Here is a 23422-nt window from a genome sequence, read left to right as displayed (position 1 = left end):
TCCCCGGCCGCCCCGACCGCACGCGCACGCCCCGCCGCGTCACTGGCGCATCGCCCGCTCCAGCGCCCAGATCGCCCAGAGCACGAGCGCCAGGATCGCGGCCGTGTTCAGCGCCCCGAGCACGGCCCCGGTACGGACCCGCGGCGAGGCGGCTTCCTCGCCCCGCCGGACCCGCCGCTGCGCGAAGGCCGCCGCGCCCATCGCCCAGACCCCCGCGACCAGGCTGGTCATCAACAGCACCGGCCACAGCTCCGGCAGGGCGAACACCGAGGCCAGCAGGGAGACCGCGGTGATCCCCGAGGCCTGCGCCCAGGTGCCCGCCGGGCGCAGCCCCGTGCTCGCCCCTGTGCTCGCCTCGGGGCGCGTGCCGGCGTCCGGGCCGATGTCCGTGTCGGTGCCGGGGTCCGTAGCGGTAGCGGTGGTGGTGTCGGTGTCCATGGGGCGACCGTAGGCGCGGCCCGGCGCGGGGCGCGTCCGTACGGGTACTCAGTCCGGCCCGGCCGCTACTCAGTCCGGCCCGGCCGACGTTCAGCCGCCCGCGTACGCCTCGTGGACCGCGAGCAGCACCGCGGCCAGCAGGCACAGCAGGGACACCGCGAAGCAGAACCGGACCGCGGCCGGGCGGGGCCGGCTCAGGAGTCGCCGCCGTCGCGGTCGGCCGCGTCGTCGCGGCGGTAACGGGAGCGCAGCCACAGGCCGGTGACCACGGCCGCGGCCGTCGTCAGGCCGATGGCCAGGGCGATGTCCCCCGGGCCGTCGGCGGTGCCGACGGGTTCGGCCCGGGCGGGGCCGGCGGCGGCGAACAGCAGGAGCAGGGCCCCCACGAGGAGGGCGGCGCGCGAAACGGCTCGTCCTGGCATGGTTCCAGGTCAGCCACCCCGGGGCGGTCCGGCCACCGGGGTGGGCCGAACGGGCTACCCGGCGCGGTGGCGGTCCGCGTCCCTGCGGGCGAGGTCACGGGAGCGGCGGGCCGGTCCTCGCCAGCCGCAGGAGCACACGGCCAGGCAGAACGAGCCGCGTTCGGTGGTGGTGAGGGTGTGGTCGGTCGGAGTCGGGTCCGTGGCGCCCCCGGTGGTCACCAGGTGGGGCGGGGCGTCGAGCGGAGGGACGGCAAGCGCTCGCTGGTGCTGATCCACGCGTCCACGGTACCGCGGTACGGGGCGAAGTACGGCGCGCGGGACAAGCAGGACAAGCGTGACGGGAAACCCGGGAGGTCGTTATCCGGAGCGGGTGGGGGCCTCGGGCAAGCAGCGTCACGTGTTGGGGGTTGGCAGGCGATGGTGGGGCACCAGCACAGGCGGTGGCACAGGCGCGGGGCCGCGGCGGCCGGTACCGTCGCCGTCCTGGTCGTGACGGCCGGTTGCGGGGACGGCACGGCGGACGGGAAGGCGGGCGTCGACGGGACCGCGGTGGTCCGTGGCGCGGCCGACGTCCTGACCGAGGCCGGCAGTGCGCGGGCGCGCACGGCGATGGAGATGGCCACCGGCGGTACCCGGGTCACCATCCGGGGCGAGGGCGGGGTGGACTTCAAGAACCGGATGGGGCAGCTGTTGGTGATGCTCCCGGCCGATGTGACCGGCAAGCCCGGCCACCGGCCCATCACCGAACTGCTCACCCCCGGCGCCCTCTACATGAAGAACCGGGGCGCGGGCGTGCCCGCCGACAAGTGGGTGCGCGTGGACACCACCACCCTGGGCGACGGCAACCTGGTGACCGGCGGCGCCACCGACCCGCTGGCCGCCGCCGAGCTGCTGCGCGGGGCGCAGGAGGTGACGTACGTGGGGGAGACGGAGCTCGCCGGGACCAAGGTCCGCCACTACCGCGGCACCACCGACATCGGGCGGGCCGCGCGCAGTGCGTCACCTCAGGTCAAGGGGTCACTGGAGGCGGCGGCGAAAGGGTTCAGCAAGGACGTGGTCCCCTTCGACGCCTATCTCGACGAGCAGGGCCGGCTCCGGAAGGTCCGCCACCGCTTCAGCTACGAGAACAACGGCGAGATCGACGTGTTCTCGACGACGCTGCTCTACGGCTTCGGCACCCCGGTGACCGTGGTCCTCCCGGCGAGCACGGACATCTACGCCGGGAAGATCGCCGACTAGCCGTCCGGGGCGGGCCGTGGGCGGCGCGGCCGGGCCATGACCGGGTAGCCGGAAATGGTCCATCCGTGTCATGCGCACGCGTCGACCCCTGCCTACGCTGAGAATCCGACGACCGATGCTGTCGGCAGGAAGAGGTGACACGCGTGACTCCCGCAGTCCGTACGACGGTGCAGGACCACGTGGCACTCGCCGAGATCGAGCTGTGCGGCGAACTGATCATCGCGGCCTCGGAGGCGTACGGGGAGCGGCTCAGCCAGGACCGGATCGACGAGGTGCTGCTCGGGGTCGAGCTCGGCGCCTGCGTCTGACCCCCGGGCCTCAGGTCCGCAGCAGGCGGGCGATGGCCTTCGTCGCCTCCTCGACCTTCGCGTCGATCTCCGCCCCGCCCTGGACGGCTGCGTCGGCCACGCAGTGGCGCAGGTGCTCCTCCAGGAGCTGGAGGGCGAAGGACTGCAGGGCCTTCGTGCTCGCCGAGACCTGGGTGAGTATGTCGATGCAGTAGACGTCCTCGTCGACGAGCCGCTGCAGGCCCCGGATCTGGCCCTCGATCCGGCGCAGCCGCTTGAGGTGCTCGTCCTTCTGGTGGTGGTAGCCGTGGACCGCGTGCTCGGCGGGGGCCTGGCCGGTGGGCTCTGCCTCGGTGGTCGTCATCCGTCCTCCCGGGTGCGAACGAGGGGGTGCATACCCCTCATGGGTATAGGGTACTGGGCTCGGGTCGCAGGCGTAGGGGGCCTGTGAACGTCACTCTGCCTGATGGAGGACACTGGGGAACTGCTGGTTAGCCGTGGCCCAAGGATGCGCCTAGCATCAGCCTGACCGAATCCGATGCACCCCGAGGACCTCACGTGCGATTTCGTCTGACCCCCAGGGAGACGAGCTTCTACGACATGTTCGCCGCATCCGCGGACAACATCGTCACGGGCTCCAAGCTCCTGATGGAACTGCTCGGAGCGGATGCTTCCGCCCGGGCCGAGATCGCGGAACGGATGCGGGCGGCGGAGCACGCGGGGGACGACGCGACCCACGCGATCTTCCACCAGCTGAACTCCTCCTTCATCACGCCGTTCGACCGTGAGGACATCTACTCCCTGGCGTCCTCCCTCGACGACATCATGGACTTCATGGAGGAGGCCGTCGACCTGGTCGTCCTCTACAACATCGAGGAACTCCCCAAGGGCGTCGAGCAGCAGATCGAGGTCCTGGCGCGGGCGGCCGAGCTGACCGCGGAGGCCATGCCGCACCTGCGGACGATGGACAACCTCACCGAGTACTGGATCGAGGTCAACCGGCTGGAGAACCAGGCGGACCAGATCCACCGCAAGCTGCTCGCCCACCTCTTCAACGGCAAGTACGACGCCATCGAGGTCCTCAAGCTCAAGCAGATCGTCGATGTGCTGGAGGAGGCCGCCGACGCGTTCGAGCACGTCGCGAACACGGTGGAGACCATCGCGGTCAAGGAGTCCTGAACCTCGTGGACACCTTCGCGCTGGTCGTGACCATCGGCGTCGCGCTCGGCTTCACCTACACCAACGGCTTCCACGACTCCGCCAACGCCATCGCGACCTCGGTCTCCACGCGGGCGCTGACCCCGCGCGCGGCCCTGGCGATGGCCGCGGTGATGAACCTGGCCGGTGCCTTCCTCGGCAGCGGGGTCGCCAAGACCGTCAGTGAGGGCCTGATCGAGACGCCCCACGGCAACCGGGGCATGTGGATCCTGTTCGCCGCGCTGGTCGGGGCGATCGTCTGGAACCTCATCACCTGGTACTTCGGCCTGCCCTCGTCCTCCTCGCACGCCCTCTTCGGCGGCATGGTGGGCGCGGCGCTGGCCGGCGGGACCGAGGTGATCTGGTCCGGGGTGGTCGACAAGGTCGTCATCCCGATGTTCCTCTCCCCCCTGGTCGGTCTGGCCGTCGGCTACCTGGTGATGTGCGCCATCCTGTGGCTGTTCCGGCGGGCCAATCCGCACAAGGCCAAGCGCGGCTTCCGGATCGCGCAGACGGTCTCGGCGGCGGGCATGGCGCTCGGCCACGGTCTGCAGGACGCCCAGAAGACGATGGGCATCGTGGTGATGGCCCTGGTCATCGCCGACGTCGAGGAGGCGGGCGACCCGATCCCGGTCTGGGTCAAGATCGTGTGTGCCGTGATGCTGTCGCTGGGCACGTACGCGGGCGGATGGCGCATCATGCGCACCCTCGGCCGCAAGATCATCGAGCTGGATCCGCCGCAGGGCTTCGCGGCCGAGACCACCGGCGCCTCGATCATGTTCGGCACGGCCTTCCTCTTCCACGCGCCGATCTCCACCACCCATGTGATCACCTCGGCGATCATGGGCGTGGGCGCGACCAAGCGGGTCAACGCGGTCCGCTGGGGCGTGGCCAAGAACATCATCCTGGGCTGGTTCATCACGATGCCGGCCGCCGCCCTGGTCGCGGCGCTGAGCTTCTGGCTGGTGGATCTGGCCTTCGGGTAGCCCCGCCGGCCGCCGGGGCAGTGGCTTTTGGCGGACAGGGGTCGGTCGTTCGAGGGACCCGTACGGACTGTCACCGGCCGCCCTGATCGGCGCTCCTTAACGTGAGCCTCCGTGTCGTGAAGTCAGGCGTACGACGACAGGAGACAGCCATGTTCATGCCGAGAGCCCGTTCGGGGCGGATGGCCGCCGTCACGGCCACCGCCATGGGGGTGGGTCTGGGGCTGCTCGGAGCGGCCCCCTCGCAGGCCGCGGACACCATCGCGGTCCGCTGCGCCGCCGAGAGCCTCCAGACCGCCATCGACAACGCCCCCGCCGACTCCACCCTGAAGGTGTCCGGGCACTGCGTGGGCCCGTTCACCATCGACAAGAACCTGACCGTCGTCGGGGTGGACTCCGCGACCCTGGACGGCAACCACGCCGGACGCACCCTGACCGTCACCGGGCCGGCCGTGGTGAAGCTGAGCAAGGTGCGGATCATCGGCGGCCGGTCCACCACCGGCTCGGGCGGGGGCGGCATCCTCAACGCCGGCGCCACGCTGACCCTGACCCACTGCGTGGTCAGCGAGAACGTCTCCTCCAGCACCGGCGGCGGCATCCGCAACGAAGGCACGCTGACCCTCGACGACACCACCGTGCGCCACAACACCGCCGCCACCCTCGGCGGCGGCATCGACAACGTCGGGGCCTCCGGCCGCTCGCTGACCGTGACCGACTCCCGGATCCACGACAACACCGCCACCACCATCAACGGCGGCGGTCTCTTCAACGACGGGACGGCCTCCCTGACCCGGACCGTGGTGGAGCACAACAGCGCCGTGACCGGCGGCGGCATCCGCAACACCGGCAGCCAGGGCCGGCTGACCCTCACCAAGGTCAAGGTGCGGTTCAACCTGGCCTCGGAGCAGGGCGGCGGCCTCGGCGTCGGGGTCGGCGCCACCACGCGGATCAGCGACTCCAAGATCCACGGCAACACGGCCCAGGGCGGCCCGGGCAGCGGGGGCGGCATCCGTAACGACGGAGCGGTGACGCTGACCCGCACCACCGTCGTCGACAACCACCCGGAGAACTGCGCCCCGGACATCGCCGGCTGCGTCAACACGCCGCTCGCCGCGACCGGGGCGGCCAAGTCCTCCCCGCACACCCCGGCCCGCCCGGACGGCGAGCGGGTCTGACCCGGAACGAAGTCGGGCCCGGCTCCCCCCACCCAGGGGGAGCCGGGCCCTTCGCCTTGCGGTGGCACCGCCATGCAGCACCGCAGGACGTTCAGGGGGTTCGGCCTAGCCGAAGCGGCCCGAGATGTAGTCCTCGGTGGCCTGGACGGACGGGTTGGAGAAGATCCGCTCCGTCTCGTCGATCTCGATCAGCTTGCCGGGCTGGCCGACCGCCGCGAGGTTGAAGAAGGCGGTGCGGTCGGAGACGCGCGCGGCCTGCTGCATGTTGTGCGTCACGATGACGATCGTGAAGCGCTCCTTCAGCTCACCGATCAGGTCCTCGATGGCGAGGGTGGAGATCGGGTCCAGGGCGGAGCAGGGCTCGTCCATCAGCAGGACCTGCGGCTCGACCGCGATGGCGCGGGCGATGCACAGACGCTGCTGCTGCCCGCCGGACAGGCCGGAGCCGGGCTTGTTCAGCCGGTCCTTGACCTCGTTCCAGAGGTTGGCGCCCTTGAGGGAGCGCTCGACGATGTCGTTCAGCTCGCTCTTCTTGAAGTTGCCGTTCAGGCGCAGACCCGCCGCCACGTTGTCGAAGATCGACATGGTGGGGAAGGGGTTCGGGCGCTGGAAGACCATGCCGACCGTGCGGCGCACGGCCACCGGGTCGACGTTCGCGCCGTAGAGGTTCTCGTCGTCCAGCAGCACCTTGCCCTCGACGCGGCCCCCCGGGGTGACCTCGTGCATGCGGTTCAGGGTGCGCAGGAAGGTGGACTTGCCGCAGCCGGACGGGCCGATGAAGGCCGTGACGGAGCGGGGCTCGACGGTCATCGAGATGTCGTCGATGGCCTTGTGGTTGCCGTAGAAGGCGGAGAGACCGGAGACGTCGATGCGCTTGGCCATGGGAATCAGAGCTTCTTTCGTGGCCGCGGTCAGCGACCGGTCTTCGGGGCCTTCCAGCGGGCGATGCCGCGGGCCACCAGGTTGAGGATCATGACGAAGGCGATCAGGACGAGGGCGGCGGCCCAGGCCCGGTCGTAGGAGGCGGCACTGCCGACCTTGTACTGCTCCCAGATGTAGAGCGGGAGCGAGGACTGTGCGCCTTCGAAGGGGTTGTCGTTGATCAGCTGGGAGCCGAAGACCAGCAGCATGATCGGCGCGGTCTCACCGGTGATACGGGCCACGGCCAGCATCACACCGGTGGAGATTCCGCCGATGGCGGTCGGGAGCACGACCTTCAGGATCGTGCGCCACTTCGGCACACCGAGGGCGTAGGCGGCCTCGCGCAGCTCGTTCGGGACGAGCTTGAGCATCTCCTCGGTGGAGCGGACCACGACGGGCATCATCAGGATCGACAGGGCCATGGCGCCGGCGAAGCCGGAGGGACCGAAGCCGAGCATCAGGTTCCAGGTCGTCAGGATGAACAGACCCGCGACGATGGAGGGGATGCCGGTCATGACGTCGACGAAGAAGGTGACGGCCTTGGCGAGCGGGCCGCGCCCGTACTCGACCAGGTAGACGGCGGTGAGCAGACCGATCGGGGCGGCGATGGCGGTGGCCAGCAGCACCTGCTCGATGGTGCCGAGCAGCGCGTGGTACACACCGCCGCCGGGCTCGAAGCCGGTGACGCCCTTCATCGAGTGGCTCAGGAAGTAGGCGTCGAGCACCTTCAGGCCGCGGCTGATCGTCGTCCAGATCAGCGAGAGCAGCGGGACGACCGCGAGGACGAAGGACACCCACATCACCGAGGTGGCGACGCGGTCCTTGGCCTGGCGGCGGTTCTCGACCACCGAGCTCGCCGTGTACGTGACGACGACGAACAGCAGGGCGGCGATCAGACCCCACTGGACCTTGCTGTGCAGGTCGGCGGCGACGCCGATGCCGCAGCCGAGGGCCACGGAGAGCGCGGCGATGCCGGCGGGGGCCCAGCGGGGCAGGCCACCGCGGGTGAGGGCGGCGGGGGCGGCGGACCGCACGGGCCGGTCCTGGATTGCGTGGCTCATCAGGCGTTCGCCCCCGAGAACTCCTTGTGGCGCGCGATGATGAGGCGGGCGGCGCCGTTGACCAGCAGGGTGAGCAGGAAGAGGACCAGACCGGAGGCGATCAGCGCGTCCCGGCCGAACTCGTTGGCCTCGTCGAACTTCGCGGCGATGTTCTGCGCGAAGGTGCCGCCGCCGGCGTCCAGCAGGTGCAGCGAGATCAGGAAGCTCGGGGAGAGGACGGTCGCGACGGCCATGGTCTCGCCGAGGGCGCGGCCGAGGCCGAGCATCGAGGCGGAGATGACACCGGAGCGGCCGAAGGGCAGCACCGCCATCTTGATGACCTCCCAGCGGGTCGCGCCGAGGGCCAGGGCGGCCTCCTCGTTCATGCGCGGGACCTGGAGGAAGACCTCGCGGCTGACGCTGGTCACGATCGGCAGGATCATGATCGCGAGCAGGATGCCGACGGTGAAGAGCGAACGGGCCACGCCGACCTGGGTCTTGTCGAAGACGTAGGTCCAGCCGAAGTACTCGTCGAGCCAGAGGTTCAGGCCATTGAGCTGGGGCACCAGGAACAGGGCGCCCCAGATGCCGTAGATGATCGACGGGACGGCGGCCAGCAGGTCGACCACGTACGCGAGCGGGGCGGCCAGCTTGCGCGGCGCGTAGTGCGAGATGAACAGCGCGATGCCGATGGCGACGGGGACCGCGATGGCCATGGCGATGATCGAGCTGACGATCGTGCCGAAGAGCAGGACGGCGATGCCGAAGACGGGGGGCTTGGCCGACGCGTTCCAGTCGAAGGTGGTGAGGAAGTTGCCTTCGTTCTGCGACAGCGCGAGGGAGGCCCGGTAGGTGAGGAAGGCGGCGATCGACGCCATGATCACCAGGAGCAGGATCCCGGAGCCCTTGGACAGGCCCGCGAAGATCTTGTCACCGGCGCGGCCGGTGGACTGCTTGCTCGTGGTGACAGGCGGAGCCGTGTCTATCTGGGTGGGTGTGGAAGCCATGGTCTTTCCGGTCTGTGTGGGGGGCGAGCCCCCTGGCGGCGGTGCACCGGATTCCCCCGACTGAGCGGGAGAAGGACCCCGGGGTGCCGACCCGCCGGGACGGCGGCGGGTCGGCACCCTCGGAGCCGTGTCGTCAGCCCAGCGTGGCGATGACCTCGCGGACCTTCTTGTTGATCTCGGCCGGGATCGGGGCGTAGCCGTTCTCGGAGAGGATCTTCTGGCCGGCGTCGGACGCCGTGTAGTTCAGGAAGGACTTGACGGCCGGCAGGGTCTCGGCCTTGTTGCCCTTGTCGCAGACGACCTCGTAGGTCACCAGGACGATCGGGTAGGCGCCCTCCGCCTTGGTGGCGTAGTCGAGCTTCAGGGCCAGGTCGGAGCCGGTGCCGGCGATCTTGGCGGCGGCGATGGCCTTGGAGGCGTTCTCCGGGGTGGCGGCAACGGGGGCGGCGGCACCGGTGTTGATGTCGACCGTCTTGATGCCCTGAGAAGAAGCGTACGACAGCTCGAAGTAGCCGATCGCACCGTCGACCTGCTTGACCTGGGCGGCGACACCGGCGGAGCCGGACGCGGCCTGGCCACCCGGGGCGGGCCACTTCTTGGCGGCCTCGTAGGTCCACTGGTCACCGGCGGTGGCCTTGAGGTACTTGCCCAGGTTCTCGGTGGTGCCGGAGTCCTCGGAGCGGTGGAAGGCCTGGATGGCGGTGCCCGGCAGGTTGACGCCCGGGTTCAGCTTCTTGATGGCCTCGTCGTCCCACTTCTTGATCTTGTCGTTGAAGATCGCGGCGAGGGTGGGGGCGTCCAGGGTCAGCTTGTCGACACCGGCGACGTTGAAGCCGATGGCGATCGGGCCGCCGACCATCGGCAGGTCGATGCCCTGACCGCCGGTGCAGATCTTCTTCGAGTCCTCGACCTGCTCCGGCTTCAGCGCCGAGTCGGAGCCGGCGAAGCCGACGGTGCCCTGGTTGAACGCGACGATGCCCTCACCGGAGGAGGAGGACTTGTAGTTGACCTCGACGCCGGAGCAGGCGGCCATGTAGTTCTTGATCCACAGGTCGACCGCGTTCTTCTGCGCGGACGAACCGGACGCCAGCAGCTTGCCCTTGGCGTCGTCGCACTTGATGTCGCCGGCAGCGGCGGCCGAGGGCTTGGCCGAGCCGTCGGCACCCTTGGTGTTGTCGTCCGAGCCGCACGCCGTGAGGACCAGGGCGCCGGACACGACAAGCGCCCCGAGGGCGGAGGCACGAAGCATGTTCTTGCGCTGAAGCTTCACTTTCGGGTGTTCCTTCCAGGAGCCGCCGGCCGCTTTCTGTTCCGGGGCGGCGTGCGAAGAGGACTACGTGGGTGAGCGCGCGGACCGCTCGGTCTGAGGGGCGATTCGCGCTGTGCAGGGTCGAAATTAGGCAGGACAGGTGAAGCCGCCGACCGGGGCGGGTGAACGGATGGTGAACCATGGCGGACGACCCGGTGCGTTCCTGTCTGGTGTTGCGCGGGCGCAATCACCCGTTATGCATCTGTTATGCCATGAACGCTCCTGTGCGCCCCTCCCGGGGTACGCGGAAGGCCCCGCTCCGGATGGCCGAAATCGTTCGGTCACCGGAACGGGGTGAGCCGTTTCCTCCGGGGCCTGTCCGGGGCGCGTCGGGGCGCGCGTCCGGGGCGTGGCTCTAGGACGGCACGGCGGCCGCCGCCGGCGTGCGCAGCCAGATCCGCTGGAAGGCGAACCGGGCGGCCTCCACCTCGTGCCGCTGGTCGGCGTGGAGCACGCCCAGGGCGTACGCCGTGGCCGGGGCGATCCTCGGGGTCCGGGCCGCCGTCGCCGAGGCCGCGGCGGCCTCCGCCGCGTCACGGTGCCGGTCGAGCGCCTCGCCGGCCGCCGCCAGCCGGGCCACGTCCGTCCCCAGCGCCTCCTGCGCGTAGCGGTGCACGCGCAGCAGCCGGCGCACCTCGTGCCAGGGCGCGTCCTGGTGCGCGTCCGCGATCAGTGCGTCGGCGTTGTACGGGTGCGAGGCCCGGGTCAGCGGCAGGTCCGCGACCGCCGCGGTCAGCCGGCCCTCGGCCACCGCGGACAGCGGCAGGAGCACGTCCGCCACGGGTCCGGCGGCCGCCACGGGGTCCAGCGGGACCTCCGACGCCAGCACCGCCACCGCGTCCGCGACCGCGTGGAACCGGGACGAGCCCAGGGCCTGCAGGCTCGCCGTATGGGCCCGGGTCCGGGCCAGGGTGAGCTGCCGCTCCAGCAGGGCGCCGGCCCGGGCCGAGCCCACGGTCAGGGACGAGGCGCCCCCGCGCTGCGCGGGCAGCTCCGAGACCGGGACGCCGGAGAGCCGGTGCAGGGCGTCCATCAGCCGGGTCAGCCGGGTGCCGTACGCCTGCTCGTCGGCGAGCGTCGCCGAGAGCCACACCAGCTCGGTGCGCAGGCCGTCCGCCCAGGACGTCTCGGCCACCGGGCGGAAGGTCGCCAGCGAGGCGCTGATCCGGCGCGCAGCCCCCCGCAGGCTGCACGTCGCATCGCGTCCTTCGGGCGCGTCAGGCCCGTTCGCCCCGTGTGCGCCGCTCTCCTCGTAGAGGCGCATCGCGCGCAGGAAAGCGGTGGCCTGGGACCGCAGGTACGCGCCGAGCACGTCTCCTGCGGTCCCGGTCAGGTCAGGGTTTGGTCGATCCACGCCGGCGCCTCCGGGCGTCTATGAGCATCTCCTGTACGTGCCGCAGCGGCTGGCCCTCGGCGTCCGTGCTGTGCCGGGTCCAGTCGCCGTCCGGGCCCAGGTGCCAGGAGGAGGTGGCGTCGGACATGCCCGTCTCCAGCATCCGGTCCAGGGCCGCGCGGTGGGCCGGGTCACTGACCCTGACCAGGGCCTCGATGCGGCGGTCGAGGTTGCGGTGCATCATGTCGGCGCTGCCGATCCAGACCTCGGGCTCGCCGCCGTTGGCGAAGGCGAAGATCCGGGAGTGCTCCAGGAACCGGCCCAGCACCGAGCGCACCCGGATGTTCTCCGACAGCCCGGTGACGCCGGGGCGCACCGCGCAGATGCCGCGGACCCAGATGTCGACGGGCACACCGGCCTGCGAGGCGCGGTACAGGGCGTCGATCACTGCCTCGTCGACGATCGAGTTCACCTTGATCCGCACGTACGCGGGGCGGCCGGCCCGGTGGTGGGCGACCTCCTTCTCGATCCGCGAGACCAGCCCGTCGCGCAGCGAGCGCGGGGCGACCAGCAGGCGGCGGTACGTCTCGCGGCGCGAGTAGCCCGAGAGCCGGTTGAACAGGTCGGAGAGGTCCGCGCCGACCTGCGGGTCGGCGGTCAGCAGGCCGAGGTCCTCGTAGAGGCGGGCGGTCTTGGGGTGGTAGTTGCCGGTGCCGACGTGGCTGTAGCGGCGCAGGGTCTCGCCCTCCTGGCGGACCACGAGCGAGAGCTTGCAGTGGGTCTTGAGGCCGACGAGGCCGTAGACCACGTGGCAGCCGGCCTCCTCCAGCTTGCGGGCCCACTTGATGTTGGCCTGCTCGTCGAAGCGGGCCTTGATCTCGACCAGGACGAGGACCTGCTTGCCGGACTCGGCCGCGTCGATCAGGGCGTCGACGATCGGCGAGTCGCCGGAGGTGCGGTACAGCGTCTGCTTGATCGCGAGGACGTCCGGGTCGGCGGCGGCCTGCTCCAGGAAGGCCTGCACCGAGGTGGAGAACGAGTCGTACGGGTGGTGCAGGAGCACGTCCCGCTCGCGCAGCGCGGCGAAGATGTCGGGCGCGGAGGCCGACTCGACCTCGGCGAGGTCACGGTGGGTGCCGGCGATGTACTTGGGGTACTTCAGCTCGGGCCGGTCGAGGGAGGCGATGCCGAACAGGCCGGTGAGGTCCAGCGGGCCGGGCAGCGGGTAGACCTCGGCGGCGGAGATGTTCAGCTCCTGCACCAGCAGGTCCAGCACGCCGGGGTCGATGGACTCCTCGACCTCCAGGCGGACCGGCGGGCCGAAGCGGCGCCGCATGAGCTCCTTCTCCAGGGCCTGGAGGAGGTTCTCGGCGTCGTCCTCCTCGACCTCCAGGTCCTCGTTGCGGGTCACCCGGAACATGTGGTGCGCGAGCACCTCCATCCCGGGGAACAGCTCCTCCAGGTGCGCGGCGATGACGTCCTCCAGCGGGACGTAGCGCTGCGGGGAGGCCTCCAGGAACCGGTCGAGCAGCGGCGGGACCTTGACCCGGGCGAAGTGCCGGTGGCCGCTGACGGGGTTGCGGACGACGACCGCGAGGTTCAGGGACAGGCCCGAGATGTACGGGAAGGGGTGCGCGGGGTCCACGGCCAGCGGGGTGAGCACCGGGAAGATCCGGTTGCGGAACAGGGTGAAGAGGCGCGCCTGCTCCTTCTCGGTGAGGTCGGGCCAGCGGATGAGCTCGACGCCCTCCTCGGCGAGGGCCGGGGCCACGTCGTGCTGGAAGCAGGCGGCGTGCCGGGCCATGAGCTCGCGGGAGCGGGTCCAGATGAGGTCGAGGACCTCGCGGGGCTGCAGGCCGGAGGCGGAGCGGGTGGCCACGCCGGTGGCGATGCGGCGCTTGAGGCCGGCCACGCGGACCATGAAGAACTCGTCGAGGTTGCTCGCGAAGATCGCCAGGAAGTTGGCGCGCTCCAGGAGCGGGGTGGTGGGGTCCTCGGCCAGCTCCAGCACGCGCTCGTTGAAGGCGAGCCAGCTGCGCTCCCGGTCCAGGAACCGGTTGGCCGGCAGCTCTCCGGCGCCGTCCTTCTCGTCGTACGCGTCCACGTCCGCGTCGATGTCCGGATCGAGGCCGGCCGCGTGCGGGCGGTGGGCGGCTATCGAGCCGAGGCGGCGGGCCGCCGCGGAGGCGGCCGTCGAGCCGGCCGCGGCCGCCGGCTCGGGGGTGGCCGCGGGGGCGGCCTTGGCCTGCGAGTGCTGGCTGGGAACCTCGCTGGTGGCGGCGCGGGCGCTGGGCTTGTGGTTCATGGCTCCATTGTTCCGCGCACGCGGCACGACAGGCGCGTCGAAATCGTCTGCGGGCGGGCGCGGTCCGGGGTGCATGCCGAGTAGCGTCGCAAGGTCGTCTTAATGGCCGGTGAATGGCGCATGGCTTCCTGGAGCCCTACCGCCGACCCTTCCGGGGACCGCTCCGCGGCCCCCTTCCGGCCCCCGCCGGGCCGGAGCCGTGCCTCGGGGGCCCTGTCACCTCCGCCGGGCCGGAGCCGTGCCTCGGGGGCGCGGGGAACTGCGCGCTCGGCCTCCGCGGGCCGGCGGACGCGTACCGGCTCCGCCGCGGGGCCTTTGGAGTGATCCGGGCCGCCGGGCCGCCGGGCCGCCGGGCCGTCGGGCCTTCGGTGGTTGCCCGCGCAGTTCCCCGCGCCCCTGGAGGCTGCGCTCCGCCCGGGGCCCGGCTTCGCGAGGAGGGCCGCCGCCCGGAGGCTGGGCTCCGCCCGGGGCCCGGTCAGGTCGCCGGGCCCGCTCAGGTTTCGGTGCGGTACATGAGGTCGACCTCGTGGGTCGTGAAGCCCAGGCCTTCGTAGACCGCGAGGGCGGCCGGGTTGTCGGCGTCCACGTAGAGCATGGCCGTCGGCAGGCCCGCGGCCTCCAGGTGGTGGAGGCCGATGGCGGTGAGGGCCTTGCCCAGGCCCCCGCCCTGGGCCGACGGCAGGACACCGACCACGTAGACCTCACCCAGCTCCTCGGCCGCGTGGACCTTGGTCCAGTGGAAGCCGACGATCTCGCCGGCCCGCTCCGCGAGGAAGAACCCCTTCGGGTCGAACCACGGCTGCGCCTTGCGGTCGTCCAGGTCCCGCTGGTCCAGCGAACCCTGCTCCGGGTGGTGCGCGAACGCGGCGGCGTTGGCGGCGAGCCAGGCCGCGTCGTCCTTGCCCGGGACGAACGTCCGCACCGTGACCCCGTCCGGCAGCACCGGCTGCGGCAGCGGCTCCGCTCCCAGCGGCCGCCGCAGCTGCCGCAGCTCCCGGAAGAGCGTCAGCCCCAGCACCTGCGCCAGGTGCCGCGCCGCCGATCGGCCCCCGTGCGCCCACACCCGGATCCGCTTGCCCGAGGCCGCCAGCAGCGCCGTCCCCAGGGCGCGCCCGTGGCCCCGTCCGCGCATCGCCGGGCGCACGACGAGCTCGCCCGCCGGTGCCTCCACCGGGTCGGTGTCCTCCAGTTGCGCGTATCCGGCCAGCCGGCCGCCCTCGGTCAGCAGGAAGTGCCGGATGCCCTCCCGGGGCCCGCCGCGCAGCTGGAGCCTGCCCTGCTCGGAGACCGCGGTGGTGCCGTCCGTCCGTGCCGCGTCCTCGATCAGGGCGAGGACCTCGCTCGCCTGGTCGTCCGTCAGTTCGTCGAGGGTCAGGATCTGCCGTCCCGGCTCCAGGGCCGCGCTTGCGTCAGTCATGCGTCGAGCCTACGACCGCAACCTCGTCGTAACCCATTACCCCCTGTCGTGCTACGCGCGTTGACCATAGGCTGCGGTGACCTCCCAACTCGTTTCGCTGTCCGCAAAGGGGAACTGATGTCAGCGACACCACAACGGCGCGGCCGAGCCCGCCGGTTGACCCTCGCCGCCCTCGCCGTCACCGCGGGAGCCGGCGCGCTGGTCACCGCCGCTCTCCCGGCAGGCGCCGCTGTTGGTGGCGGTCCGGCCGGCAAGGGCACCGTCGACGTGCAGCTGCTGTCCTTCAACGACTTCCACGGCACGCTCGAGCCGCCGCAGGGCTCGTCCGGCAACGTGACCGAGCTCCAGGCCGACGGAACCACCAAGGCGATACCCGCCGGTGGCGTCGAGTACCTCGCCACGAGCCTGCGCGAGGCCCGCAAGGGCCACGACTACTCCGTCACCGCCGCCGCCGGTGACATGATCGGCGGCAGCCCGCTGCTGTCCGGTCTCTTCCACGACGAGCCCAGCATCGAGGCGCTCGGCAAGCTGAACCTCGACGTCACCAGCGTCGGCAACCACGAGTTCGACGAGGGCCGCGCCGAGCTGCGCCGCATGCAGTACGGCGGCTGCCACCCGGTCGAGGGCTGCTACGAGTTCGGCAAGACCTTCGAGGGCGCCTCGTTCAAGTACCTCGCCGCCAACGTGACGGACGACAAGACCCGGCGTCCGCTCCTTTCGCCCACCTACGTGTGGAAGAAGGGCGACGTGAAGATCGGCTTCATCGGCGTGACCCTGGAGGGCACCCCGGACGTCGTGACCGCCGAGGGCGTCAAGGGCCTGAAGTTCGGTGACGAGGTCGAGACGATCAACAAGTACGCCAAGGAACTCCAGCGCCAGGGCGTCCAGTCCATCGTCGCGCTGATCCACGAGGGCGGCCTGCCCGCCTCGGGCGCGTACAACTTCGACTGCAACGTCCCGGGCGCCGGCGCCGGCATCTCCGGTGCGATCGTCGACATCGCCAAGAACGTCGACCCGGCCGTCGACGCGCTGGTCACCGGCCACACGCACCAGGCCTACGCCTGCAACATCCCGGACCCGGCGGGCAACCCGCGCACGGTGACCTCGGCCGCCTCCATCGGCAAGGTCTACACCGACACCACGCTCACGTACGACCGCGCGACCAAGGACATCGTCCGCACCGCGGTGAAGTCCCCGGTCACCGGCAACCACGTGGTGCGCCGCGACCAGCCCAAGGCCGAGGACATGACGGCGCTGATCCAGCGCTGGAACGCGCTGGCCGCCCCGGTCGCCGGCCGTCCGCAGGGCTACATCTCGGCGGACATCCCGGGCCGTGGCTCGGAGGCGTACGAGAAGCCGCTCGGCAACGTGATCGCCGACGCCCAGCTGGAGGCCACGGCCGCCGCGGACAAGGGCGGCGCGCAGCTGGCCCTCATGAACCCGGGCGGCATCCGCTCGGACCTCGCCTACAAGGCCTCCGGCTCCGAGGGCGACGGCGTGGTGACCTACGGCGAGGCCTTCACGGTCCAGCCGTTCACCAACATGCTCAACGTCGTGGACCTGACCGGCGCCCAGCTGGTCACCGCGCTCCAGCAGCAGGTGAGCGGTCCGGTGAACGGGGCCAACCCGAAGATCCTGCAGATCTCCAAGAGCCTGTCGTACACCCTGGACATGACGAAGACCGGTGCCGACCGGGTCGTCACCGACTCGATCCGTCTCAACGGCGAGGCGATCGACCCGGCGAAGACCTACCGCGTCGTGATGAACGAGTTCCTCGCGGGCGGCGGTGACGGCTTCACCGTCCTGAAGGAGCACAAGAACAAGCTGGTGGCCAAGTCCGACCTGGACGCGTTCAACGCCTACCTGACCGCGCACTCCTCGCCGTCCGCGCCGCTGGCCCCGCCGGCGACCGGCCGCATCACGGTCATCAAGTAGGCAGGTAGCACCACCCGCACCACCCGCACCACCTGGAAGGGGTGGCGGACCGTTCCCGGTTCGCCACCCCTTCGGCGTCACCGGATGGTGGCGAGGAAGGCCGCGACCGCCGCCGCGAAGCCCGCGGGGTCCTGGAGGGCGACGAAGTGGTCGGTGTCCAGGGCCGCGTAGGCGGTACCGGGGCGCCGTACGACCATCGCGTCGGCCTGGGCCCGGGACAGCACCTGGCTGCGGAGGCCGTGGACCAGCAGGGCCGGGCAGGTCCCGGCCAGCCACTGCGGCCAGTGGTCGCCGTGGACGGCGTTCTCGGAGGTGACGGTGTCCTGCGGGTGGAACGGCAGCCGCCAGCCGGAGCCGTCCGGGAGCGGCCGCAGCGCCGGCGCGACCATCGGCCCGACGGGACCGCAGGCGGCGACGAGTTCCTCGCGGGTCGGGGCGGTGTACGGAAAGCCGAGGACGAACGCCAGCGGGCCGGCCCCGGTGCCGGTGAGTTCGACGGCGGTGTCCACGGAGATCAGGGCCGAGACCCGGTGCGGGTCCTCGGCGGCCAGGTGGACGGCGTTGATCCCGCCGAGGGAGTGCCCGAGCGCGACGACCGGGCCGAGGTCCAGGTGGTCGAGCAGGGCCCGCAGGTCGGCGAGGTAGCCGGCCCGGTCGTAGTCGGCGGCCCGGTCGGAGTCGCCGTGGCCGCGCTGGTCGGGCGCGATGACCCGCCAGTCGTCGCCCAGGGCGGCGGCGAGCCCGGCGAAGGAGGCGCCTTCGGAGAGGTGCCCGTGGAGCGCGAGCAGCGGCCGGCCGGTCCCGCCGAAGTCGAGGTAGGACAGCGTCCGGCCCTGGACGGTCAGGGTGCGGCGGGTGGCGGTGCCGGTGGTGCGGGCGGCGGCGGTGGCGGTGGTGGAGCTGCTCATGACGTTCCCCTCCTGCGGGACGGGGCGGCGCCCGGTGGCGACGCCTTCCGACACCCCGACTATACGCATGTATAGATCATACGTACAAGACGCTTGTATAAGACGTGCGTACGGTCCCGGATGAAGTCCGGCCCTACCGATGGGTAGGCATCTTGATGTGTGCACGCCATAATCCGGGCTACGTCAACGGCGACTGGAGGGGCGGCATGAGCCTGGATCGGCGCACGTTTCTGGTGGGGGCACTGGCCGCGGGGGCGGTGGCCGGGCTCGGGGCGGGACCCGCGGCCGCCGCCGCGCAGGGCACCCAGGACTGGATGACCGGCCTCGCGGACGGCACCGCGCTCCAGCGGATGACCATCCCCGGCACCCACGATTCCGGCGCCCTCTACGGCGGCCTGTACGTGGCCTGCCAGAACATCGGCATCGCCCAGCAGCTCGACGCCGGCATCCGCTTCCTGGACGTGCGCTGCCGGGTCACCGGGGGCTCGTTCGCCATCCACCACGCGGCGTTCTACCAGAACCTGATGTTCGGGGACGTCCTCGTGGCCTGCGCGAACTTCCTCGCCCGGCACCCGGGCGAGACCCTCCTCATGCGGGTCAAGCAGGAGTACTCCAGCGACAGCGACGCCACCTTCCGGGCGATCTTCGACGACTACCTCGACCACCGCGGCTGGCGCCCGCTGTTCCACATCGCCCCCACCCTGCCCACCCTCGGCCAGGCGCGCGGCAAGGTCGTCCTGCTCGCCGACAACGGCGGCCTGCCCGGCATCCGCTACGGCGACGGGAACTGGTTCGACATCCAGGACGACTACAACACCGAGCCGTTCGCCAAGCGCGGCCGGATCGAGAACCACTTCCGCAAGGCCGTCCAGCAGCCCGGCAAGCTGTTCGTCAACTACGTCTCCACGGCCGCGTACATGCCGCCGCGCTGGAACGCCGACCGGCTCAACCCGCAGATCCACGCCTTCGTCACGGGCTCCGAGATGGCCGGCCGTACCGGGCTCGGGGTCGTCCCCATGGACTTCCCCAACACCCGCGGCGGGTTCATCGAGTCACTGATCGTCCACAACCCCTTCTGACGGGGCCGCGGGCGGCGGCGTCGGCGCGCCCGGGATCCGCAGCACGGCCTCCGTCCCCGGCCCGCCGTCCGCCGCCGCCCGCAGCGCGACCGTGCCGCCCGAGCGCTGCACCGTACGCGCCACGATCGACAGACCCAGCCCGCTGCCCGGCAGGGCCCGGGCCGACTCCGAGCGCCAGAACCGCTCGAACACGTGCGGCAGGTCCTCGGCGGGCACACCCGGACCGTGGTCCCGTACGGTCAGCTCCCCGGACCTGAGCGCGACCTCGACGGAGCCGCCGGGCGGGCTGAACTTCACCGCGTTGTCCAGGACGTTCACCACGGCCCGCTCCAGCGCCGCTGCCTCGCCGCGCACGTACCAGGGCTCCAGCTCCGCCTCGAAGGCGAGCTCAGGACCGCGCAGCCGGGCCCGCGACAGGGCGCTGCCGACGATCTCGTGCAGCGGCACCACCTGGAGCGGGCCCGGGGCGGCCGCGTCCGGGCGGGACAGCTCCTGGAGGTCGCCGATCAGCGCGGCCAGCTCGGTCATCTGGGCCTTCACCGAGGCCAGCAGCTCCTTGCGGTCCTCCGGCGGGATGGCCCGGCCGGTCTCCTCGCTGCGCGCCAGCAGCTCGATGTTGGTGCGCAGCGAGGTCAGCGGGGTGCGCAGCTCGTGGCCCGCGTCCGCGATGAGCTGGGACTGCCGGTCCCGGGAGGAGGCCAGGGCCGCGGTCATCGAGTTGAACGAGCGCGACAGCCGGGCGATCTCGTCGTCGCCCTCGTCCGGGATCCGTACCGTCAGGTCCTCGGTGCGCGCGATGTGCTCGACCGCCCCGGTCAGCTCGCCCATGGGCCGCAGCCCCGTACGGGCCACCCACAGGCCGGCCGCGCCCGCACCGATCACGCCGATCCCGGAGACCAGCAGCAGCACCCAGGCCAGCGTGGACAGCGGTGTGTCGATGTCGCCGAGCGGCTTGGCCACGGACAGGGCCGCGTTGACCGTGCCCAGGACGGCCGGCTGGGTGTAGACGCGGACGGCGACCCCGTCGGAGGTCCGGGTGTCGTAGAACGTCGCCCCGCGCTCGCGGCGGGCGACCTCCAGGTCGATCCGGGTGAGCTCCAGGGTGTTGCGGCCGTCCACCCAGCAGCGGCCGCCGTTGGCCAGCACCAGCTGGACCTGGGCGCTGAGGTTGTTGGAGACGTCGCTGGGGTCCAGCGGACCGGGCACGCAGCCCCGCCGGGCGAAGACCTGGTTGGCCTGGGCCTCGGCGTTGGTGGCGCGCAGGGAGCTGTCGAGCTGGTTCTCCAGCTGGGCGCGGGCCATGAACCAGGCGACCGCCGCCACCGCCGCGACCGCCACCGCCACGGCCGTGGTGACCAGCAGGGCCAGCCGGGAGCGCAGCGGCAGCGCGCGGAATCTGCCGATCGGGCTCACTCGTGCCCGCTCTCGCCGGCCCGCAGCACGTAGCCGACCCCGCGGACGGTGTGCACCAGCCGGGGCTCGCCGCCGGCCTCGGTCTTGCGGCGCAGGTACATGACGTACACGTCCAGGGAGTTGGAGCTCGGCTCGAAGTCGAAGCCCCAGACCGTCTTGAGGATCTGCTCACGGGTGAGCACCTGGCGCGGGTGCGCCAGGAACATCTCCAGCAGGGTGAACTCGGTCCGGGTCAGGTCCACCGGCCGCCCGCCCCGGGTGACCTCCCGGGTCGCCAGGTCCATGCGCAGGTCGGTGAAGGTCAGCACGTCCGGGTCGGGCCCGGCGCCGGCGGCCGCCGCGGCCTGGGCGGCGGCGTAGGAGCTGCGCCGCAGCAGGGCCCGGACCCGGGCGAACAGCTCGTCCAGTTCGAAGGGCTTGACCAGGTAGTCGTCGGCGCCGGCGTCGAGCCCGGTGACCCGGTCGCCGACGGTGTCGCGGGCGGTCAGCATCAGGATCGGGGTGACCGAGCCGGCGGAGCGCAGCCGGCGGGCCGCGGTCAGGCCGTCCATGCGCGGCATCTGGATGTCGAGGACGATCAGCCCGGGCGCGTGGGCGGCCGCCTTGTCGAGGGCGTCGATTCCGTCGACGGCCGTCTCGACCTGGTACCCCTCGAAGACGAGGCTGCGGCGCAGGGCCTCGCGTACGGCGGGCTCGTCGTCGACGACGAGGATGCGGGAGGCTTCGCCTTCGGCGGGGTTCATGGACGGTTTCCTTCGGCGTCGGGTCGGGCGGCGGCGGTTCCCCCGGCGGTGGCGGCCGGGGGAGCCTCCCAGCCTAGAAGCTGGTCCCGTTCCCGTTCCCGTATCCGTTGCCGCTGTCGTCGGAGCCGGGGGAGCCCGCGCCGCCGGGGCCGCCCTTGCGCAGGGAGTCCAGGTCGGCCTTGATCGTGTTGACCGGGATGGCGAAGCCGAGGCCGACGCTGCCGGCGCTGGAGCTGTCGCTGCCGGGGGAGTAGATCGCCGAGGGCATGCCGACGATCTCGCCGTTCATGTTGACCAGGGCGCCGCCGGAGTTGCCCGGGTTGAGGGAGGCGTCGGTCTGGATGGCCTTGTAGGAGGTCTTGTTGTTTCCGGTGTCGCCGTTGAACTGCCGGCCCTCGAAGGAGAACGGCCAGCTCCCGCCGGGGCCGCCGTACGGGGACTGCTGGCGCTGCGGGGAGCGCTGCTCGGACTTGGGCACGGTCACCTCGCGGTTCAGGGCCGAGACGATCCCGCTGGTGACGGTGCCGGTGAGGCGGTCCGGCGAGCCGATGGCCACGACCTGGTCGCCGACCTTGAGGCCGTCGGAGTTGCCCAGCTTGGCGGGCTTGAGGCCGGAGGCGCCCTGGAGCTTGATCAGGGCGAGGTCCTTGTCGGGGTCGGTGCCGACGAGCTTCGCCTTGTACTTCTTGCCGTCGCTCAGGGTCACCTGGATCTCGGAGGCGCCGGAGATCACGTGGTTGTTGGTGACGATCTCGCCGTCCGCGCTGAGCACGATGCCCGAGCCGGTGCCCTGGCCGTTGCCGCTGCGGGTGTCGATCCGGACGACGGAGGGGCTGACCGTCTCGGCGACGCCGGCGACGGTGCCCAGGGTGGACTGCGACACGTTGGAGCCGTTCACGCCGCCGCCGACGGCTCCCGCGACCGGGCCGAGCCACTGCTGCACGGCGGCCGCCGTGCCGCCGCCGACCACTGCCGCCGCGAGGGCGACCGCGGCCAGCAGCGCCACCGGCCGCTTGGCCTTGGCCCGGTGCCCGGGCGCCCCGTCGAAGCCGGCCGGGGCCTCGGCCACCGGCGAGGCCCGCGGCTCGTCCCAGCCCTGCCCCCAGGGCCGGCCCTGGCCCTCGGCCGGGTACGCGGCGGCGTCCGGGCCCTGCCCCCAGGGCCGGCCCTGGCCCTCGGCCGGGTACGCGGCGGCGTCCGGGCCCTGCCCCCAGGGCCGGCCCTGGCCCTCGGCCGGGTACGCGGCGGCGTCCGGCCGGTGCGCCTCGTGCCAGCCGGGCGCGGCCGGCGGGGGGTAGGCCGGCGGCGGGGGGTAGGCCCCGGCCGCCGCCGGGCCGGGCGTGACACCCGGGCCGAACGACGCGTCGTGGGTCGGGCGGTTCTCCTGGGGCTCGCCTTCGCGGCGGTGGCTGTCGGTCATGCCCCCGACTCTGACCGCCGATCATGAAAGCTTCCTGAGTCCCGGCTGAGAAGCCCGACAGAACCTCGTATGCCCGAAATAAAGGCCCGGGCGGCGGCGCGGACGCCGGGCGACGCACCCGGCCCGGCGAACCCCGCCCGCCGGGTCGCCGCGCTCGCCGGCCGGCGACCGGCCTTGGCGGGTGCCGGACGCGGCCCCGCCTGCGGCGGGCACGCCCATGCCTGCGGCGGGCACGCGCATGCCTGTGGCAGGCACGTGCTCGCGGGTGGGCGGGCACGCCTAGCGGGTGGCGGCGCTTGCTGGGCGGGCGCTCTTGGGCGCCAGTCCCGCCTTGCGGGCGGCTGGTGGCGCGCTATTGGGCGTCAGCCACGCCCTGCGGGCAGCTGGTACGCGCTCGCGCTCGCGCTGGCCACGCCCACGGCTGCGGCGGGCACGCCCACGGCTGCGGCGGGCACGCGCTCGCGGGTGCGGGCACCCGCCGGCACGGCTGCGGCGGGCACGCCCATGCCTGTGGCGGGCACGTGCTCGCGGGTGGGCGGGCACGCCTAGCGGGTGGCGGCGCTTGCTGGGCGGGCGCTCTTGGGCGCCAGTCACGCCTTGCGGGCGGCTGGGGGCGCGCTATTGGGCGTCAGCCACGCCCTGCGGGCAAGCTGGTACGCGCTCGCGCTTGCGCTGGCCACGCCCACGGCTGCGGCGGGCACGCGCTCGGGGGTGCGGGCACGCCCTAGCGGGCGGCGCTGGGCGGGTGCTCGTGGGCGTCAGCCATGCCCTTGGCGGCTGGTGGCGGCCGGCCCTAGTGGGTGGCGGACGCGCCCCGCCGGCGGCGGGGCGCGTCCGCCACCCACTAGGGC

At 72.2% G+C, this 23422-nt stretch carries 22 protein-coding genes; 7 read left to right on the top strand and 15 right to left on the bottom strand.

Annotation, left to right across the window (positions count from 1 at the left end):
* Nucleotides 1-39 precede the first annotated feature (39 nt).
* The 3 genes from EF918_RS14940 to EF918_RS14930 all read right to left on the bottom strand — a co-directional run bounded on the left by EF918_RS14940 (nucleotide 40) and on the right by EF918_RS14930 (nucleotide 1136).
* Nucleotides 40-438, bottom strand: coding sequence for a hypothetical protein (locus tag EF918_RS14940; protein WP_125645761.1), 399 nt, complete (start codon nucleotides 436-438; stop codon nucleotides 40-42).
* Between the two features lie 194 nt (nucleotides 439-632).
* The gene (locus EF918_RS14935) at nucleotides 633-860 is read right to left on the bottom strand and encodes a hypothetical protein (protein WP_125645759.1); all 228 of its coding nucleotides are present in this window, start codon (nucleotides 858-860) and stop codon (nucleotides 633-635) included.
* 54 nt (nucleotides 861-914) lie between these two features.
* Nucleotides 915-1136, bottom strand: coding sequence for a hypothetical protein (locus tag EF918_RS14930; RefSeq protein ID WP_125645757.1), 222 nt, complete (start codon nucleotides 1134-1136; stop codon nucleotides 915-917).
* 141 nt (nucleotides 1137-1277) lie between these two features.
* On the opposite strand from EF918_RS14930, the gene EF918_RS14925 reads away from it, so the two are divergent.
* Nucleotides 1278-2099, top strand: a complete 822-nt coding sequence (locus tag EF918_RS14925) for a hypothetical protein (RefSeq protein ID WP_125645755.1) — start codon at nucleotides 1278-1280, stop codon at nucleotides 2097-2099.
* Between the two features lie 143 nt (nucleotides 2100-2242).
* On the top strand, nucleotides 2243-2407 hold the full coding sequence (locus EF918_RS36945; protein WP_185921750.1) for a hypothetical protein: 165 nt from the start codon (nucleotides 2243-2245) through the stop codon (nucleotides 2405-2407).
* A gap of 10 nt (nucleotides 2408-2417) precedes the next feature.
* On the opposite strand, the gene EF918_RS14920 is transcribed toward EF918_RS36945, so the two are convergent.
* Entirely contained in the window at nucleotides 2418-2750 is a 333-nt protein-coding gene (locus EF918_RS14920; protein ID WP_125645753.1) for a metal-sensitive transcriptional regulator, read from the bottom strand.
* 194 nt (nucleotides 2751-2944) lie between these two features.
* Here EF918_RS14920 and EF918_RS14915 point away from each other — a divergent pair, with 194 nt between their 5' ends.
* The 3 genes from EF918_RS14915 (at nucleotide 2945) to EF918_RS14905 (ending at nucleotide 5741) form a co-directional block, all read left to right on the top strand.
* Nucleotides 2945-3565 carry a DUF47 domain-containing protein gene (locus EF918_RS14915; protein WP_029382179.1) on the top strand — a complete coding sequence of 207 codons (621 nt, stop codon included), beginning with the start codon at nucleotides 2945-2947 and terminating at the stop codon, nucleotides 3563-3565.
* A gap of 5 nt (nucleotides 3566-3570) precedes the next feature.
* The gene (locus EF918_RS14910) at nucleotides 3571-4569 is read left to right on the top strand and encodes an inorganic phosphate transporter (RefSeq protein WP_125645751.1); all 999 of its coding nucleotides are present in this window, start codon (nucleotides 3571-3573) and stop codon (nucleotides 4567-4569) included.
* A gap of 149 nt (nucleotides 4570-4718) precedes the next feature.
* Nucleotides 4719-5741: a hypothetical protein gene (locus tag EF918_RS14905; RefSeq protein ID WP_125645750.1), complete on the top strand. Its 1023-nt coding sequence runs from the start codon at nucleotides 4719-4721 to the stop codon at nucleotides 5739-5741.
* Nucleotides 5742-5846: 105 nt separating this feature from the next.
* On the opposite strand, the gene pstB is transcribed toward EF918_RS14905, so the two are convergent.
* The 7 genes from pstB to mshD all read right to left on the bottom strand — a co-directional run bounded on the left by pstB (nucleotide 5847) and on the right by mshD (nucleotide 15073).
* The gene (gene pstB / locus EF918_RS14900; protein ID WP_125645748.1) at nucleotides 5847-6623 is read right to left on the bottom strand and encodes a phosphate ABC transporter ATP-binding protein PstB; all 777 of its coding nucleotides are present in this window, start codon (nucleotides 6621-6623) and stop codon (nucleotides 5847-5849) included.
* A 29-nt stretch (nucleotides 6624-6652) separates the two neighbouring features.
* Complete coding sequence (gene pstA, locus EF918_RS14895; protein WP_125645746.1) at nucleotides 6653-7723, bottom strand: phosphate ABC transporter permease PstA; 1071 nt, start codon at nucleotides 7721-7723, stop codon at nucleotides 6653-6655.
* Complete coding sequence (pstC, locus tag EF918_RS14890; RefSeq protein ID WP_125645744.1) at nucleotides 7723-8709, bottom strand: phosphate ABC transporter permease subunit PstC; 987 nt, start codon at nucleotides 8707-8709, stop codon at nucleotides 7723-7725. The genes pstA and pstC overlap by 1 nt, the downstream gene beginning before the upstream one ends.
* Before the next feature lie 133 nt (nucleotides 8710-8842).
* The gene (gene pstS, locus EF918_RS14885) at nucleotides 8843-9979 is read right to left on the bottom strand and encodes a phosphate ABC transporter substrate-binding protein PstS (protein ID WP_125645741.1); all 1137 of its coding nucleotides are present in this window, start codon (nucleotides 9977-9979) and stop codon (nucleotides 8843-8845) included.
* A gap of 394 nt (nucleotides 9980-10373) precedes the next feature.
* Nucleotides 10374-11372, bottom strand: a complete 999-nt coding sequence (locus EF918_RS14880) for a CHAD domain-containing protein (protein ID WP_260610212.1) — start codon at nucleotides 11370-11372, stop codon at nucleotides 10374-10376.
* Nucleotides 11353-13656, bottom strand: a complete 2304-nt coding sequence (locus EF918_RS14875; protein WP_185921749.1) for an RNA degradosome polyphosphate kinase — start codon at nucleotides 13654-13656, stop codon at nucleotides 11353-11355. The genes EF918_RS14880 and EF918_RS14875 overlap by 20 nt, the downstream gene beginning before the upstream one ends.
* 493 nt (nucleotides 13657-14149) lie before the next feature.
* Nucleotides 14150-15073, bottom strand: coding sequence for a mycothiol synthase (mshD, locus tag EF918_RS14870; RefSeq protein WP_125645739.1), 924 nt, complete (start codon nucleotides 15071-15073; stop codon nucleotides 14150-14152).
* 117 nt (nucleotides 15074-15190) lie between these two features.
* On the opposite strand from mshD, the gene EF918_RS14865 reads away from it, so the two are divergent.
* On the top strand, nucleotides 15191-17008 hold the full coding sequence (locus EF918_RS14865; RefSeq protein WP_125645737.1) for a bifunctional UDP-sugar hydrolase/5'-nucleotidase: 1818 nt from the start codon (nucleotides 15191-15193) through the stop codon (nucleotides 17006-17008).
* A gap of 77 nt (nucleotides 17009-17085) precedes the next feature.
* Here EF918_RS14865 and EF918_RS14860 read toward each other — a convergent pair whose 3' ends face one another.
* On the bottom strand, nucleotides 17086-17985 hold the full coding sequence (locus tag EF918_RS14860) for an alpha/beta fold hydrolase (RefSeq protein ID WP_260610210.1): 900 nt from the start codon (nucleotides 17983-17985) through the stop codon (nucleotides 17086-17088).
* A 137-nt stretch (nucleotides 17986-18122) separates the two neighbouring features.
* On the opposite strand from EF918_RS14860, the gene EF918_RS14855 reads away from it, so the two are divergent.
* Nucleotides 18123-18995 carry a phosphatidylinositol-specific phospholipase C gene (locus EF918_RS14855; RefSeq protein WP_125645735.1) on the top strand — a complete coding sequence of 291 codons (873 nt, stop codon included), beginning with the start codon at nucleotides 18123-18125 and terminating at the stop codon, nucleotides 18993-18995.
* Here EF918_RS14855 and EF918_RS14850 read toward each other — a convergent pair.
* The 3 genes from EF918_RS14850 to EF918_RS14840 form a co-directional block, all read right to left on the bottom strand.
* The gene (locus EF918_RS14850; protein WP_260610209.1) at nucleotides 18969-20408 is read right to left on the bottom strand and encodes a cell wall metabolism sensor histidine kinase WalK; all 1440 of its coding nucleotides are present in this window, start codon (nucleotides 20406-20408) and stop codon (nucleotides 18969-18971) included. The two genes, EF918_RS14855 and EF918_RS14850, sit on opposite strands and share 27 nt — an antisense overlap.
* Nucleotides 20405-21151 (bottom strand): response regulator transcription factor, encoded by a 747-nt coding sequence (locus tag EF918_RS14845; RefSeq protein WP_125645733.1) that lies wholly within the window; start codon nucleotides 21149-21151, stop codon nucleotides 20405-20407. Before EF918_RS14845 ends, EF918_RS14850 begins: the two co-directional genes overlap by 4 nt.
* Before the next feature lie 73 nt (nucleotides 21152-21224).
* Nucleotides 21225-22571: a S1C family serine protease gene (locus tag EF918_RS14840; protein ID WP_125645731.1), complete on the bottom strand. Its 1347-nt coding sequence runs from the start codon at nucleotides 22569-22571 to the stop codon at nucleotides 21225-21227.
* Between the last annotated feature and the right edge of the window lie 851 nt (nucleotides 22572-23422).

The sequence above is a fragment of the Streptomyces sp. WAC06614 genome, from assembly GCF_003949795.1.
Classification (GTDB): domain Bacteria; phylum Actinomycetota; class Actinomycetes; order Streptomycetales; family Streptomycetaceae; genus Streptomyces.
Note: the sequence above shows the minus strand (reverse complement) of the source record. Positions and strands in the feature narration are given on the sequence as shown.